The organism is Quadrisphaera setariae (assembly GCF_008041935.1).
Classification (GTDB): Bacteria; Actinomycetota; Actinomycetes; order Actinomycetales; family Quadrisphaeraceae; genus Quadrisphaera; species Quadrisphaera setariae.
The window spans coordinates 115,745-130,727 of sequence record NZ_VKAC01000007.1 but is presented as its reverse complement, the minus strand read 5'-3'; the positions used below and the strand labels follow the sequence as shown (position 1 = coordinate 130,727).

At 77.2% G+C, this 14,983-nt stretch carries 11 protein-coding genes; all 11 read left to right on the top strand.

Annotated elements, in window-relative coordinates:
- Positions 1-52 precede the first annotated feature (52 nt).
- The 11 genes from rsmH (at position 53) to FMM08_RS12890 (ending at position 14,977) form a co-directional block, all read left to right on the top strand.
- Complete coding sequence (gene rsmH, locus FMM08_RS12940; protein WP_222710735.1) at positions 53-1,081, top strand: 16S rRNA (cytosine(1402)-N(4))-methyltransferase RsmH; 1,029 nt, start codon at positions 53-55, stop codon at positions 1,079-1,081.
- Positions 1,078-1,860, top strand: coding sequence for a cell division protein FtsL (gene ftsL / locus FMM08_RS12935; RefSeq protein WP_147926787.1), 783 nt, complete (start codon positions 1,078-1,080; stop codon positions 1,858-1,860). Before rsmH ends, ftsL begins: the two co-directional genes overlap by 4 nt.
- Positions 1,857-3,926: a peptidoglycan D,D-transpeptidase FtsI family protein gene (locus FMM08_RS12930; protein ID WP_147926786.1), complete on the top strand. Its 2,070-nt coding sequence runs from the start codon at positions 1,857-1,859 to the stop codon at positions 3,924-3,926. The genes ftsL and FMM08_RS12930 overlap by 4 nt, the downstream gene beginning before the upstream one ends.
- 109 nt (positions 3,927-4,035) lie before the next feature.
- A complete protein-coding gene (locus FMM08_RS12925; RefSeq protein ID WP_147926785.1) occupies positions 4,036-5,694 on the top strand; it encodes a UDP-N-acetylmuramoyl-L-alanyl-D-glutamate--2,6-diaminopimelate ligase in 1,659 nt (552 codons plus the stop codon).
- Positions 5,691-7,166, top strand: coding sequence for a UDP-N-acetylmuramoyl-tripeptide--D-alanyl-D-alanine ligase (locus tag FMM08_RS12920; RefSeq protein WP_147926784.1), 1,476 nt, complete (start codon positions 5,691-5,693; stop codon positions 7,164-7,166). Before FMM08_RS12925 ends, FMM08_RS12920 begins: the two co-directional genes overlap by 4 nt.
- Complete coding sequence (gene mraY, locus FMM08_RS12915; RefSeq protein ID WP_147926783.1) at positions 7,163-8,269, top strand: phospho-N-acetylmuramoyl-pentapeptide-transferase; 1,107 nt, start codon at positions 7,163-7,165, stop codon at positions 8,267-8,269. The genes FMM08_RS12920 and mraY overlap by 4 nt, the downstream gene beginning before the upstream one ends.
- 25 nt (positions 8,270-8,294) lie before the next feature.
- Complete coding sequence (murD, locus tag FMM08_RS12910) at positions 8,295-9,884, top strand: UDP-N-acetylmuramoyl-L-alanine--D-glutamate ligase (protein ID WP_147926950.1); 1,590 nt, start codon at positions 8,295-8,297, stop codon at positions 9,882-9,884.
- Between the two features lie 2 nt (positions 9,885-9,886).
- On the top strand, positions 9,887-11,272 hold the full coding sequence (gene ftsW, locus FMM08_RS12905) for a putative lipid II flippase FtsW (RefSeq protein ID WP_222710734.1): 1,386 nt from the start codon (positions 9,887-9,889) through the stop codon (positions 11,270-11,272).
- Positions 11,269-12,486: a UDP-N-acetylglucosamine--N-acetylmuramyl-(pentapeptide) pyrophosphoryl-undecaprenol N-acetylglucosamine transferase gene (locus tag FMM08_RS12900; RefSeq protein ID WP_147926782.1), complete on the top strand. Its 1,218-nt coding sequence runs from the start codon at positions 11,269-11,271 to the stop codon at positions 12,484-12,486. The genes ftsW and FMM08_RS12900 overlap by 4 nt, the downstream gene beginning before the upstream one ends.
- A complete protein-coding gene (gene murC, locus FMM08_RS12895) occupies positions 12,483-14,003 on the top strand; it encodes a UDP-N-acetylmuramate--L-alanine ligase (RefSeq protein ID WP_147926781.1) in 1,521 nt (506 codons plus the stop codon). The genes FMM08_RS12900 and murC overlap by 4 nt, the downstream gene beginning before the upstream one ends.
- Positions 14,000-14,977, top strand: coding sequence for a cell division protein FtsQ/DivIB (locus tag FMM08_RS12890; protein ID WP_147926780.1), 978 nt, complete (start codon positions 14,000-14,002; stop codon positions 14,975-14,977). Before murC ends, FMM08_RS12890 begins: the two co-directional genes overlap by 4 nt.
- The last annotated feature ends 6 nt before the right edge of the window (positions 14,978-14,983 follow it).

Below are 14,983 nucleotides of genomic sequence, written 5' to 3'. Positions count from 1 at the left end.
ATCAGTAGCGTCATGCACCAGCTGGTACCGGTCGCCGACGGGAGGAGCGCACGTGGACGACGTCCTGCCCGCTCCCGACCCCGCTGAGCGCCCTCCCGGCGACCGCCACGTGCCCGTCCTGCTCGACCGCTGCGTCGAGCTGCTCGCCCCAGCCCTGCAGCCGCGCGCGGACGGCGCGGCCCCCGTCGTCGTCGACACCACCCTGGGGATGGGCGGCCACAGCGAGGCGCTGCTCGAGCGCCTGCCGGCCGCGCGCCTCGTGGCGATCGACAGGGACCCGCAGGCCCTCGCCATCGCCGGTGCCCGCCTCGAGCGGTTCGGCGAGCGGGCCACCCTGGTGCGCGCCGTCTACGACGAGCTGCCCGACGTACTCGCCGACCTGCGCGTCCGCGAGGTGCACGGGGTGCTCATGGACCTCGGCGTCAGCTCCCTGCAGCTCGACGAGGTCGACCGGGGCTTCTCCTACGCCCGCGACGCCCCGCTCGACATGCGCATGGACCCCACCTCGGGCCTGACCGCCGCCGACGTCCTCAACACCTACGACGCCCGCGACCTGTCCCGCGTGCTGCACGTCTACGGCGAGGAGAAGTTCGCCCGCCGGATCGCCGACAACGTGGTCCGCGACCGCGCCCGCGAGCCCTTCAGCGGCACGCTGCGCCTGGTCGACCTCGTCCGCGACTCGATCCCCGCGGCGGCGCGCCGCACCGGCGGCAACCCCGCCAAGCGCACCTTCCAGGCGCTGCGCATCGAGGTCAACGGAGAGCTCGACGCGCTGCGCGCCGCCGTGCCCGCCGCCCTCGACGCCCTCGCCGTGGGCGGGCGCCTGGTGGTGATGAGCTACCAGTCCCTCGAGGACCGCATCGTCAAGCAGACGCTCGCCGCGGCCACCACCAGCACCGCGCCCCCCGGCCTGCCCTTCGAGCCCCCGGAGCACGCCCCCCGCTTCCAGCTGCTCACCCGCGGCGCCGAGCGCGCCGGCGAGGACGAGCTGGCCTCCAACCCCCGCTCCGCGCCGGTGCGCCTGCGCGCCGCCGAGCGCGTGCGCCCCGGCCGCGTGCCGGCTCCCGGGGGCCGCGCATGAGCCCCTCCACCAGCTCGACGACGACGGGCGCGTCCGGGGCTGCGACGACGGCCGGCCCGGAGCGCGTGCGTCCGCCCCACGCCGCCCGCCCCGCGCGGGGCGTGCGCCGCCCGGTCGCTCGCGGCACCGCCCGCGCGGCGGCCAGGTCGACCACCCGGGCGACCACCCGGGCCGCGGCGCCCGTGGCGCCCGGCCGGGGCCGCGGGCGGGCGCGCACCGTGCTGCTGTGCGGGGCGGTGCTCGTCGCCTCGCTGCTCCTGGCCCTGTGGACCAACATCGCGCTCTCGCGCGGCAGCTACACCGAGCACGACCTGCAGACGGAGCAGACGCTGCTGGCCGAGCAGGAGCAGGCGCTCACCGAGCACCTCCAGCAGGTCAGCTCCCCCGGTGCCGTGGACGAGCGCGCCCAACAGCTGGGCATGGTGCGGGCGCCGCAGCGCGCCTGGCTGGTGCTGCAGGCCCCGCAGCCGCAGGCCGTGGTGGGCAGCCCCAGCGCCGCGCCGACGCCCACGCCCTCCGGCTCGGGGGCCTCGCCGTCCGAGCGGCCGACCTCGACGGCCACCCCGAGCTCGTCCGCGGCTGCCGCGGAGCAGGGCGCCGTCGACACCGACCCCGACGCCGACGCAGCAGCCGGTGGCGACGCCACGGCCGACGCGGCACCGGCATCGGCCTCGTCCTCGTCCTCCCCGCGCTCGTCGGGGTCCGCGTCCCCCCGTCCGTCGTCGTCGCGCGGTACTGGCACCGGCAGCGCCTCGCCGACGCAGGGGAGCACCCCGTGAGCCCCGCCCCGGGGGCGCCGCAGCGCCCGACCTCCCGCACCGAGGGGCGGCAGACCCCCCGCGCCGGCACCGGCACCGGCACGCTGCCGCGCACCGGGGCCCGGCCCGCACCCCGCGCGGCGGCGCGGTCGGGAGCCTCCTCGGCGACCGGCACCGCCTCCCGCGCCGCCACGAGAGCCGGGACGGGCACCGCCGGCCGCCCGTCGGGCGCGACGAGCCGCACGACGAGCCGCACGGCCCGGCCGGCGTCGCCCCAGCGGCCGCCGCGCCCTCCGCGCCCGAAGGCCCGCCGCGGCGTCCGCGCCGGCACGCCGCAGCGACGCACCGCCGTCGTCGTCGCCCTGCTGCTGCTCGTCACGGCCGTCTTCACCGGGCGGCTGCTGCAGGTGCAGGCGCTCGACACCGGCCAGCTGGCCGAGCTCGCCCTGCAGGAGCGGCTGGTCAAGGTCACCGTGCCCGCGGTGAGGGGCACCATCACCGACCGCAACGGCGACGTGCTGGCCGAGAGCGTCGAGCGGTTCAACGTCACCGCCGACCCGAGCCTGTTCACGGGGCCGACCAAGGAGGTCAAGACCCTCTGGACCCCCCAGCAGGCCGCGCCGGCGCTGGCGCCGCTGCTGGGCGTCTCCGAGCAGCAGCTCGTGACGCTCCTGACCCCCCGCACGACCGCCGCCGGCAAGCAGGTCCAGTGGACCTACCTCGCCAAGGGCCTCACCCCCGAGCAGTGGCGCGCGGTGCAGCAGCTCAAGATCCCCGGGATCTTCTCCGAGCCCGACGAGGAGCGCGCCTACCCGGCGGGCACCACCGCTGGAAACCTCGTCGGCTACGTCGGCAAGGACGGCACCGCCCTGGCCGGGCTGGAGCTCGCCGAGGACGGCGAGCTGACCGGCACCGACGGGGAGCTGCTCTACGAGCGCGGCGCCCGCGGCCAGCGGATCCCCCTGGGCGAGTCGAGCAACACCCCCGCCGTCAACGGCGAGGACGTGCGCCTCACCCTCGACGACGACATCCAGTTCTACGCGCAGAACGCCGCCAGGGCGCAGGCCGAGGCCACCGAGGCCGACTGGGTGTCCGTGGTGGTGATGACCAAGGACGGGCAGGTGCTCGCGCTGGCCGAGTCCGGCTCGATCGACCCCGCCTCGCCCGGCGCGACGCCCGAGGCGGAGCGCCACAACCGCTCGCTGGAGGACACCTTCGAGCCCGGCTCCACGGGCAAGCTCATCACCGCCGCCGCGGCCATCCAGCAGGGCCTGGTCACCCCGGAGACCCAGCTGACCGTGCCCGACACCCTCCAGCTGCCCGGTCGGGCCGGGTCCGTGCGCGACTCCCACCCCCACGAGCCGCAGAAGCTGACCTTCGCGGGGGTGCTCGCCGAGTCCTCGAACGTCGGCACCATCGAGGTGGGCCAGAAGCTCTCGGTGCAGCAGCGCTACGACTACCTGAAGGCCTTCGGCATCGGCGACAAGCAGCTCGGCCTGCCCGGCGAGACCCGCGGCATCCTCGCGCCGCCGGAGAAGTGGGACGGGCGCACGCAGTACAACGTCCTGTTCGGGCAGGGCTACGGGGTCAACGCCCTCCAGGCCGCGCAGGTCTACGCGACCATCGCCAACGGCGGGGTGCGCATCCCGCCGCACATCGTGGCCGGCACCACCAGCCCCGACGGCACGTACACCCCCACCGCGCCCACCTCGGGGACGCGCGTGGTGAGCGAGCAGACGGCGCAGCAGGTCACCAACATGCTCGAGGGCGTGGTCACCTCCGACGGCACCGGCCTCAACGCCGCCGTCCCGGGCTTCCGCGTGGCCGGCAAGACCGGCACCGCCCAGGACCTGCCCGCCACCAAGGCCACCGGTGAGCCGCAGTACACGGCGTCCTTCATCGGCATGGCGCCCGCCGACGACCCCCAGCTGGTGGTCGCGGTGATCGTCCAGCACCCCCAGACCAGCCACTACGGCGGCACCGTGGCGGCGCCGGTGTTCTCCGACGTCATGGGCTACGCCCTCGGCAGGGAGGGGATCGTGCCCAGCGGCGCGCCCGCCCAGCTGCCGCCGCTGACCTGGCAGTGAGCGCACCGGCGACGGGCGGGGGCGGCGCCCGGTGATCCACAGCACCTCCTCGCCCGCGCTCGCCGTGAACCCCCCGGCGGCGCCGGGCGCGCCCGGTAGCGTGCACGCCGTGCCCGCTCGCGACTCCCGGCCCCTGCGCGCGCCCGGGCGACCGCTGGCGGACGTCGCGGCGCTGGTGGGCGCTCCCGTCCCCGAGGGGGCGGAGGAGCTGGTCGTCACCGGTGTGGTGCTCGACTCGCGCCGCGCGCGCCCGGGAGACCTCTACGCCGCGCTGCCCGGCGCCCGCACCCACGGCGCCCGCTTCGCAGAGCAGGCCGCCGCGCTGGGCGCCGCAGCCCTCCTGACCGACCCCGAGGGCGCACGGCTGGCCGCCGAGGGCGGTGCCGCGGGCCTGCCCGCCGTCGTCGTCGACGACCCCCGCTCCGTCCTGGGCGCCGCCAGCGCGCTGGTGTGGGGCGAGCCCGCGCAGCACCTGCAGGTGCTCGGCGTCACCGGCACCAACGGCAAGACAACCGTCACCACGCTGCTGGAGTCCGCGCTGGAGCAGCTCGGCACGCCCACCGCGCTCGTGGGCACCGTGTGCACGCGCATCGCCGGCGAGGAGCTGCCCAGCGCGCGCACCACCCCCGAGGCGCCGGACCTGCACGCGCTGCTCGCGCTGGCGGTGGAGCGCGGTGCGCGGGCGGCAGCGCTGGAGGTCTCCAGCCACGCCGTGGTGCTGCACCGGGTGGACGGGCTAGTGCTCGACGTCGCCGTGTTCACCAACCTCTCCCAGGACCACCTCGACTTCCACCCCACGATGCAGGACTACTTCGAGGCCAAGGCCGCGCTGTTCACGCCCGAGCGCACCCGCGCCGCCGTGGTGTGCACCGACGACGCCTGGGGCCGCCGCCTGGCCGAGCGCAGCCGCGCCGCCGGCGTGCCCACCACCACCGTGACGACGACGGCGGGCGGACCGGCTGACGGCTCGGAGGTCGCTGCCGACTGGTCCGTGGACCCCGCCGCCGTGCGCGAGCGCTCCGACGGCAGGCCCGGCTCCGCCTTCGAGCTCACCGGGCCGGGCGGCCTGCGCGTCCGGGCCGCCAGCCCGCTGCCGGGCACCTTCAACGTGGCCAACACCGCCGTCGCCGTGGCCGTGCTGGCCGCCTCGGGCCACGACCCGGCCGCCGCGGCCGCCGCCCTGGCGGCGGCGCGCGGCGTGCCGGGCCGCATGGAGGTGGTGGCGCCGGCGACCGGGCCCTCCCGTGCCGGCGCCGGCGAGGGCTCCGGTGGGGCCTCGGGCCTCCCCGTGGGGGTGGTCGACTACGCCCACACCCCCGACGCCGTGGCCGCCGCGCTCGCCGCCCTGCGCCCCTCGACCTCAGGCCGCCTCGTGGTGGTGCTCGGCGCCGGCGGTGACCGCGACCCCGGCAAGCGCCCCGCGATGGGCGCCGCCGCCGCGGCGGGCGCCGACGCCGTGGTGGTCACCGACGACAACCCCCGCTCGGAGGACCCGGCCGCCATCCGCGCCGCGGTCCTCGCAGGGGCAGCCGGAGCAGCGGCCACAGCAGCAGACGTCGACGCGGCCGAGGTGCTGGAGGTCGCAGACCGCCACGAGGCGATCGCCCGCGGGGTCGCCCTCGCGCTGGCCGGCGGTCCCGGCGGCACCGTGCTCGTGGCCGGCAAGGGCCACGAGCGCGGCCAGGAGGTCGCGGGTGCGGTGCACCCCTTCGACGACCGCCACGAGCTCGCGGCCGCGCTGGCGGCCGCCCAGGAGGTGCGCGCATGATCCCGATCGCGCTGGGAGACGTCGCGGCCGCCACCGGCGGCCGCCTGACCGGAGGGGCCGACCCGGCCGCCGTCGTCAGCGGCGTCGTGGTCGACTCCCGCGCCGCCACGGGCGGTGACCTGTTCGCCGCCGTGCCCGGTGAGCGCGTCGACGGCCACGACTACGCCGCGACCGCCCTCGGCGCCGGCGCGGTGGCCGTCCTCGCCGAGCGCGACCTCGGCGAGGACGTGCCCGCCGTCGTCGTCCCCGGCCGCGTGCTGGACGCGCTGCCGGCCCTGGCCGCGGAGGTCCTGGCCCGCCGTCGCGCTCTCGCAGACGACCCCGCCCTCAGCGCGCCGTTCGACGTCGTGGCCGTCACCGGCAGCTCGGGCAAGACGAGCACCAAGGACCTGCTGGCCGCCGTCCTCGCGCCCCTCGGCCCCGTGGTGGCCCCGCCCGGCTCGTACAACAACGAGCTCGGGGTGCCGCTGACCCTGCTCCGCGTCGAGGAGGGCACCCGCTCGCTCGTGGTGGAGATGGGCGCCCGCGGCCGCGGCCACATCGCCCACCTGTGCGAGCTGGCGCACCCGCGGGTCGGGGCCGTGCTCAACGTGGGTAGCGCCCACGTGGGCGAGTTCGGCAGCCCCGAGGCGATCGCCGTGGCCAAGGGCGAGCTGGTCGAGTCCCTGCCCGCAGCGGCCGACGGCGGGGTCGCCGTCCTCAACGCCGACGACCACCGCGTGGCCGCCATGGCCGAGCGCACCCGCGCCCGCGTGGTGACCTTCGGGTGGGGGAGCGCCGCCGACGTGCGCGCCGAGGACGTCCGCGTCGACGAGATGGGCCGTCCCTCCTTCACGCTGGTGGCCGGGCTCGCCGGAGCTGCCGGCCGCGCTGACGTCGCGATGCGGGTCCACGGCGAGCACCACGTCTCCAACGCCCTCGCCGCCGCCGCCTGCGCGCTGGCCGTCGGTGCGGAGCTCGACGACGTGGCCGCCGCCCTCTCGACCGCCCGCGCCGCCAGCCGGTGGCGCATGGAGGTCACGGAGCGGCCCGACGGCGTCGTCGTCGTCAACGACGCCTACAACGCCAACCCCGAGTCGGTCCGCGCCGCGCTGCGGGCGCTCAAGTCCATGCGCCGCCCCGGCGGACGCACCTGGGCCGTCATCGGGGAGATGCTGGAGCTCGGCGACACCGCGCGCGACGAGCACGACGCGGTCGGCAGGTACGCCGTCCGCCTCGACGTCTCACGGCTGGTGGCCGTGGGGGAGGGGGCGCGGCCGGTGCACACCGGAGCGGTGCTGGAGGGCTCCTACGCCGACGAGTCGGTGTGGGTCGACGGAGTCGACGCCGCGGAGGCGCTGCTGGCCGAGGAGCTGCGACCGGGAGACGTGGTGCTCGTCAAGAGCTCCAACGGCGCCGGGCTGCTGCACCTCGGCGACCGGCTGGCCGCGGTCGGCGCGTCGACCACCGGCACGGGGGAGGCGGGCTCGTGATCGGCGTCCTCGTCGCAGGGTTCTCCTCGCTGGTGGTGGCGCTGTTCGGCACGCCGCTGTTCATCAGGTTCCTCGTGCACCGCGGGTACGGGCAGTTCATCCGCGACGACGGCCCCACCACCCACCACACCAAGCGCGGCACGCCCACCATGGGCGGCGCGGTGATCATCGGCGCGACCGTCATCGGGTACGGGGTGGCGCACCTCGTGTTCATGACGCCGCCGTCGGTCTCCGGCCTGCTGGTGCTCGGCCTCATGGTGGGCCTGGGCGTGGTGGGCTTCCTCGACGACTTCATCAAGATCTCCAAGCAGCGCAGCCTCGGCCTGCGCAGCGTGCCCAAGCTCATCGGGCAGACGGTCGTGGGCCTGGTCTTCGCGGTGCTCGCGCTGCAGTTCCCCGACGAGCACGGCTTCCGGCCCGCCTCCACGCACATCTCCTTCACCCGCGACACCGCCGTGGACTTCGCCGTGCTCGGCACCATCGCCGGCGCGGTCCTCTTCGTGGCGTGGGCGCTGCTCATGGTGGCGGCCACGAGCAACGGCGTGAACCTCACCGACGGCCTCGACGGCCTGGCCAGCGGCGCCACCGCCGCGGTGGCCGGGGCGTTCACGCTCATCGGCATCTGGCAGTCCAACCAGAGCTGCTTCTCCACCCGGCTCGCCACCACGGAGGGGCCCGTGGCCGCGTGCTACGCCACGCGGGACCCGCTCGACCTCGCCGTCGTGGCGATCGCCCTCATGGCGGCGTGCATCGGCTTCCTGTGGTGGAACGCCTCGCCCGCCAAGATCTTCATGGGCGACACCGGCTCCCTGGCCCTCGGCGGAGCGCTCGCGGGCCTGGCCATCACCACCCGCACCGAGCTGCTGCTCGTGGTGCTGGGGGGCCTGTTCGTCATCATCGCGCTGTCGGTGGTGATCCAGGTCGGGTCGTTCAAGCTGACCCGCAAGCGCGTGTTCAGGATGGCGCCGCTGCAGCACCACTTCGAGCTGGTGGGCTGGGCCGAGGTCACCATCGTCACGAGGTTCTGGATCATCGCCGGGCTGTTCGTGGGCCTGGGCCTGGGCCTGTTCTACGGGGAGTGGGTGGTCGGAAGTGCCCTCTGAGCCCATCGACCGGCTCCCCGTCTGGGTGGCCGGGTCCTCACGCGTCCCGAGCCGCGGTCCCGCCGAGTGGGAGGGCCTGCGCGTCGTCGTCGCCGGGTTCGCCGTCTCCGGGGCGGCTGCGGCCTACGCGCTCGCCGAGCGCGGCGCCAGGGTCCTGGCCGTCGACTCCCGCGAGGGCCCGGGCGAGGCCGAGCGCGCCAAGCTCCTCGACGTCCTCGGCGGGAAGGTCGCCCTCGGCCCCGGGGCCTCCGACGCCCTGCACCTGGTCGACGGGTCCCCGCCGGACCTCGTCATCGCCTCGCCGGGCTGGCGCCCGTCGGCGCCGCTGCTCGCGCAGGCCGCCCGCGCCGGCATCCCGATCTGGGGCGAGGTCGAGCTGGCCTGGCGCCTGCGCGGCACGGCCGGTCCCGTCGGCGCCCCCGTGGGCCCGGCCTCCTCGGCCCCGTGGCTGTGCGTGACCGGAACCAACGGCAAGACCACGACGACGACGATGCTCGCGAGCATCCTGCGGGCCCACGGCCTGCGCGCCACCACGGCCGGCAACATCGGCACCCCGCTGGTGGAGGCCGTGCTCGACCCGGCCGGCGCCGACGTGCTGGCCGTGGAGCTGTCCAGCTTCCAGCTGCACGGCGCGCACACGCTGGCGCCGCGGGCCTCCGCCGTCCTCAACCTCGCGGCCGACCACCTCGACTGGCACGGGTCGATGGGCGCCTACGCCGCCGACAAGGGCCGCATCTACACCGACACCGAGCGCGCGTGCGTCTACAACGCCGACGAGAGCCCTGAAGGCCAGGACTGGCCGACCACCGAGCAGCTCGTGGTGGACGCCGACGTGCAGGAGGGCTGCCGCGCCATCGGCTTCACCCTCGGCGTGCCGGGCCTGTCGATGCTCGGCGTGGTGGACGACGTCCTCGCCGACCGCGCCTACGTGGCCGACCGCGCCAACAGCGCCGCCGAGCTCTGCACCCTGGCCGACCTCGCCGACGCCTCCGGCGGCGTGGTCGCCCCGCACGTGGTGGCCAACGCCCTGGCGGCCGCCGCGCTGGCCCGCGCGCACGGCGTCTCCCAGCAGGCCGTGCGCGACGGCCTGCTGTCCACCCGGCCCGGCGCCCACCGCATCGCGGTGGTGGCCCGCTCCGGCGGGGTGGCCTGGGTGGACGACTCCAAGGCCACCAACGCCCACGCCGCGGCCGCCTCGCTGGCCGGCGCGCCGGCCGCGGCGGGCTCGGACGCCCACGACGGCACCCGCGTGGTGTGGGTGGCCGGCGGCCTGGCCAAGGGCGCCCAGTTCGACGACCTCGTCGGGGCGCAGGCCTCCCGCCTGCGGGCCGCGGTGCTCATCGGGACCGACCGCGAGCCGCTGCGCGGCGCCCTGGCGCGGCGCGCCCCGGGCGTGCCGGTGGTCGAGGTCGACGGCCCCGCGGCGTCCGCGGCCGGTGGGGTCATGCCCGCCGCCGTGCGCGCCGCCGCCGCGGCGGCGCTCCCCGGCGACGTCGTGCTCCTGGCGCCGGCCTCGGCGTCGATGGACCAGTTCACCAGCTACGCCGAGCGCGGCGACGCCTTCGCCGCCGCCGTCCGTGCTCTGCTGGACAGCTCGACCGAGGGGGAGGGCTGACCGTGGCGAGGACGGGCACCGGGACGGCGACCGCGACGACGATCGACCTGCGCGACGGTGTCGTGCCGTCGGCGACCACCACCGCGACGGGCACCTCCGCGCCCGACCGGCGCGCGCCCCGGCCCGCTCCCCGCCGGCCCGCGCTGACCCGCCGCCAGCACGCCGCCGCCTGGGGTGACGCGCTGCTCGGCGGCCCGCTGCCCGGCCGGCTGGCCCGCTGGGACACCCCGCTGCTCACCTACGGGGTGCTGCAGGGGGCTGTGCTGATGCTCGTGGCCATCGGCCTGGTCATGGTGCTGTCGAGCTCCAGCGTGGAGGAGATCCAGGCGGGCAGCTCGCCGTTCGCCGCGGTGGTCTCGCAGTCGATGTTCGCGGTGCTCGGGCTCGTGGCGATGCTCGTCGCGGCGCGCCTGCCACCGGTGTTCTGGCGCCGCGTGGCGCCGGTCGTCGTGGTGGTCGCCGCGGGCCTGGAGTCCCTCGTGCTGACGCCGCTGGGCGTCGGCGTGGGCGGCAACACCAACTGGATCAGGCTCGCCCCGGGCGTTCAGGGCCAGCCGTCGGAGTTCGGCAAGATCGCCCTGGTCCTGTGGTGCGCCCTGGTGCTGGCCAGCAAGCACAAGGTGATCCACCAGCCCCTGCGCTGGGGACTGCCGCTGGCCCTGGGCGTGCTGCCGGTCATCGGGTTCGTGCTGGCCGGCGGCGACCTCGGCACCACCATGGTCATGCTGCTCGTCGTCGCCGGGACGATCTTCGCCGCGGGGGTGCCCCTGCGCCACCTCGGGCTGCTCGCCGTCGTGGGTCTGGTGGGCGTCGCGGTGGCGGCCAGCACGGGCAACCGCGTGGAGCGCATCAACGCGTTCCTCACCGGCAACACCGACCGGCAGGGCACCGGCTACCAGGCCACCAGCGGCCTGTACGCGCTCGCCTCCGGCGGGCTCACCGGGCTGGGCCTGGGCGGCAGCCGCCAGAAGTGGAGCTGGCTGCCCGAGGCCCACAACGACTTCATCTTCGCGATCCTCGGCGAGGAGCTCGGACTGGTCGGCACGCTCGTCGTGCTCGCGCTGTTCGTGGTGTTCGGCTGGTGCTGCGCGCGGGTCGTGCGTCGCAGCAAGGACCTCTTCGCCGCCGTGCTCGTCGCCGGTGTCATGGTGTGGGTGCTGGGGCAGGCGGCCGTCAACATCGCCGTCGTCATCGGGCTCGCCCCGGTGCTCGGCGTGCCGCTGCCGCTGATCTCCGCAGGTGGCTCGGCGCTGCTGTGCACCCTCATCGGCGTGGGGCTGGTGCTCTCCTGCGCCCGCCACAGCCCCGGGGCGCAGGCCGCGCTGAGCGCCCGCCCCGGCCTGGTGCGCCGGTCCCTGGCCGTGGTCTCCCGGGGAGGCCGCCGATGAGCGCGGCCGCAGCCCCCGCGAGGCCGCTGGCGGTGCTGCTCGCCGGCGGTGGCACCACCGGGCACGTCTCTCCGCTGCTGGCCCTGGCCGACTGCCTGCGCCGCCGCGACCCCGCCACCGGCGTGCTGGTGCTCGGCACCAACGAGGGGCTCGAGGCCCGGCTCGTGCCCGCCCGGGGCTACGAGCTGGCGGTGGTGCCGCGGGTGCCCCTGCCCCGCAAGCCCTCGACGGCGCTGCTGCGCCTGCCCGGTCGCCTGCTGAGCGCGGTGCGCGCCGCCGAGCGCGCCATCGTGGAGGCGGGCGAGGCGGTGGGCGCCCCGCGCGCCGACGTCGTCGTCGGTGTGGGCGGCTACGTGGCGGTGCCGGCCTACCTCGCGGCGCGCCGGATGGGCGTGCCCGTGGTGGTGCACGAGGCCAACTTCCGCCCCGGGGTGGCCAACCGCCTCGGCGCCAAGCTCACCGCCCACGTCGCCACGACCTTCCCGGGCACCGACCTGCACGGCCGCGGCGGCACCGGTGAGCTGACGGGGCTGCCCATGCGCACCGAGGTGACCCGGCTCGACCGGGGGGCTCGCCGCGCCGAGGCGCGCGCCGCCTTCGACCTGCACCCCGACGCCCCCACCCTGCTCGTCACCGGAGGGTCGCTGGGCGCGCAGCGGCTCAACACGGCCGTGGTCGAGGGCGCGGCGGCGCTGCTGGCCGCGCTGCCCGGCGGGGGACCGGCGCCGCAGGTGCTGCACCTCACCGGCGCGGGCAAGGCCGTGACGCCGTCGGGGCTGCCGGACGGTGCCGTCTACCGGGTGCTGGAGTACACCGACCGCATGGACCTCGCCTACGCCGCCGCAGACCTCGTCCTCTGCCGCGCCGGCGCCGGCACGGTCTGCGAGACCACGGCCGTCGGGCTGCCCGCGGTGTACGTGCCGCTGCCCATCGGCAACGGCGAGCAGCGGCACAACGCCGCCGGTGCGGTCGCCGCGGGGTCCGCCCTGCTCGTGGACGACGCCGACGTCACCGCCGACTGGGTCCGCGGCCCCCTGCGCGACCTGCTCACCGACGCCGACGGCGCCCACCGGCTGGCGGCGATGACTGCGGCGGCGGCGACGTCCTCGGTGGCGGCCGGTGCTCGCGACGGCGACGAGCGCCTCGCCGACCTCGTGGAGCGCGCCGCCGGGCGGCCGACGCCTGCTGGCAGGGGAAGCGGGGAGGCGCGGTGAGCGCCAGGTTCGACCTCGCCGCCGCGGTGCCGCCGCTGTCCGAGCTCGGCGCGGTGCACTTCATCGGCGTGGGCGGGGTGGGGGTCTCCGGGGTCGCGCGGATCATGCTCGAGCGCGGCGTGACCGTCTCCGGCAGCGACGCGAAGGACCTCCCGGTCATGGACGCGCTGCGGGCCCTCGGCGGCCGCGTGGCCGCCGGGTTCGACCCGGAGCGCCTCCACGGGGCCGACACGGTGGTGGCCGGTTCCGCCATCCGCGAGGACAACCCCGAGCTGGCCGCCGCCCGCGCCGCGGGGGTGCGGGTGCTGCACCGCTCGCAGGGGCTCGCCTCGCTCATGGCCGGCCTGCGCGGGGTGGCCGTGGCAGGCACCAACGGCAAGACCACCACCACGGCGATGCTCGTGGCGACGCTGGCCCGCACCGGGGCCGACCCGTCCTTCGCGGTGGGGGGCGAGCTGGTCGGGGTGGGCACCAACGCCCGGCACGGCTCCGGTGACGTGTTCGTGGCGGAGGCCGACGAGTCCGACTCGAGCTTCCTGGTGTACGCCCCCGAGGTGTCCGTGGTCACCAACGTCCAGCCCGACCACCTCGACCACCACGGCGACTACGCCGGCGTGCAGGCCGCCTTCGCCGCCTTCGCCGAGCGCATCCGGCCCGGTGGGGTGCTCGTGGCCTGCGCCGACGACCCCGGCTCCGCCGCGCTCGGCGCTGCCTTCCGGGCGCGCGAGGCCGACGCCGCCGACGCCGGTGCCGGCCGGCGCGTGGTGACCTTCGGCGGTGCGCCCGAGGCCGACGTGCGCGTCAGCGCCGCCGACGCCTCCGGCGGGCGGATCGCCTTCGACCTCACCGCCACCCCCGGAGCCGCCGGCCCGCTCGCGCCCGGAGGCTGGAGCGGGCGCGTGCAGCTGGCCGTGCCCGGCTGGCACAACGCCCTCGACGCCGCGGCCGCGTGGGCCGCGGCCGTGGCGCTCGGCACCGACCCCGCCGCGGCGCGCGACGGCCTGGAGGCGTTCGCCGGCACCCGGCGCCGCTTCGAGCCGCGCGGCGAGGCCGGAGGCGTGCGCGTCTACGACGACTACGCCCACAACCCCGCCAAGGTGACCGCCGCGGTGGCCACCGGCCGCCAGGTGGCCGGCGACGGGCGCCTCGTGGTGGCCTTCCAGCCGCACCTGTACTCGCGCACCCGCGACTTCGCCGCCGAGTTCGCCCAGGCCCTGTCCGGCGCGGACGACGTCCTGGTCATGGACGTCTACGCCGCCCGGGAGGACCCGGTGCCCGGTGTCACCGGGGCCCTCGTGGCCGACCGGGTCGCCCCGCCGGCGCGGGCGGCCTTCGAGCCCGTCTGGTCGGCCGTCGCCCCCGCGCTCGTGGAGCGGGCGCGCCCCGGTGACCTCGTGCTCACCATCGGCGCCGGGGACGTCACCGCGGTCGCGGCGGAGGTGCTGGCCCTCCTGGAGGCCCGTGCGGCCGGCGGGCCTGGGAAGGGCTCCGGTCCCGGCGAGGAGGCCACGGCGTGAGCCCCGCAGGCCGGCGTCCGCCGGTGCCCGTCCGCCGGCCCGCGGCGCCGCGCCCGCAGCGGGCGCCCCGCCCCGGCCCCGACCCGGTCGAGGCCGGCCCGTCGGACCACGCGCTGCGGCTGCCGGAGACCGGCCCCGCCGCCGGCCCTGCCACCCGTCCCGCACCCCGGACCGAGCCGCACGCCGAGCACCAGCGGCCGCACGCGGGCGAGCCCGCTCGGCCCCCTGTGCGCGGCGGCCGCGCCGGCAGACCGTCGGGGGAGGCCCCGACCGCCCCGCGCGACCCCGCTGCCCGCCGCCGGCTCGTCTGGCGCGTGGTGGGCGTGGCCGTGCTCGTCGTCGCCGTCGTGGGTCTGGCGGCGTGGGCGCTGCTCTTCAGCTCGCTGACGGCCCTGCGCGACGTCGAGGTGACCGGAGCTGACCGCACCGGTGCCCCGGCCGTCCAGGAGGCCGCTGCCGACCAGCTGGGGCTGCCCCTGCTGCGGGTCGACACCGGCGCGGTCACCGCGCGCGTCGAGCGGCTGCCGTGGGTGGCCTCGGTGCAGGTGCACCGGGGCTTCGCGCACCGCCTCGAGGTGGCCGTGGTGGAGAAGACGCCCGTCGCGGCCGTGCCGGCCCCCGGCGGTGCACCGGGCGTCGTCCTCCTCGACGGCGACGGGGTCACCATCACCACCGCGGACGCAGCCCCCGACGGCGTCCCGCTGGTCCAGGTCGACCCGTCGCGCGCCGACGCCGTGCGCGCCGCCTCGGCGGTGGCGCTGGCCCTTCCGGTGTCGCTGCGCGAGCAGGTGTCGGCGGTGACGGCGACCGGTCCCGACGACGTGCGGCTGGCGCTGCGCGACGGCAAGGAGGTCGTCTGGGGCGGCCCGGGAGACGACGAGCTCAAGGCCCGCGTGGCGGCGCTCCTGCTGCCGCGCGACGGCGTGCGCCGGGTGGACGTCAGCGCTCCGCTGGCTCCTGCCACCGCCCCCTGACCGCTT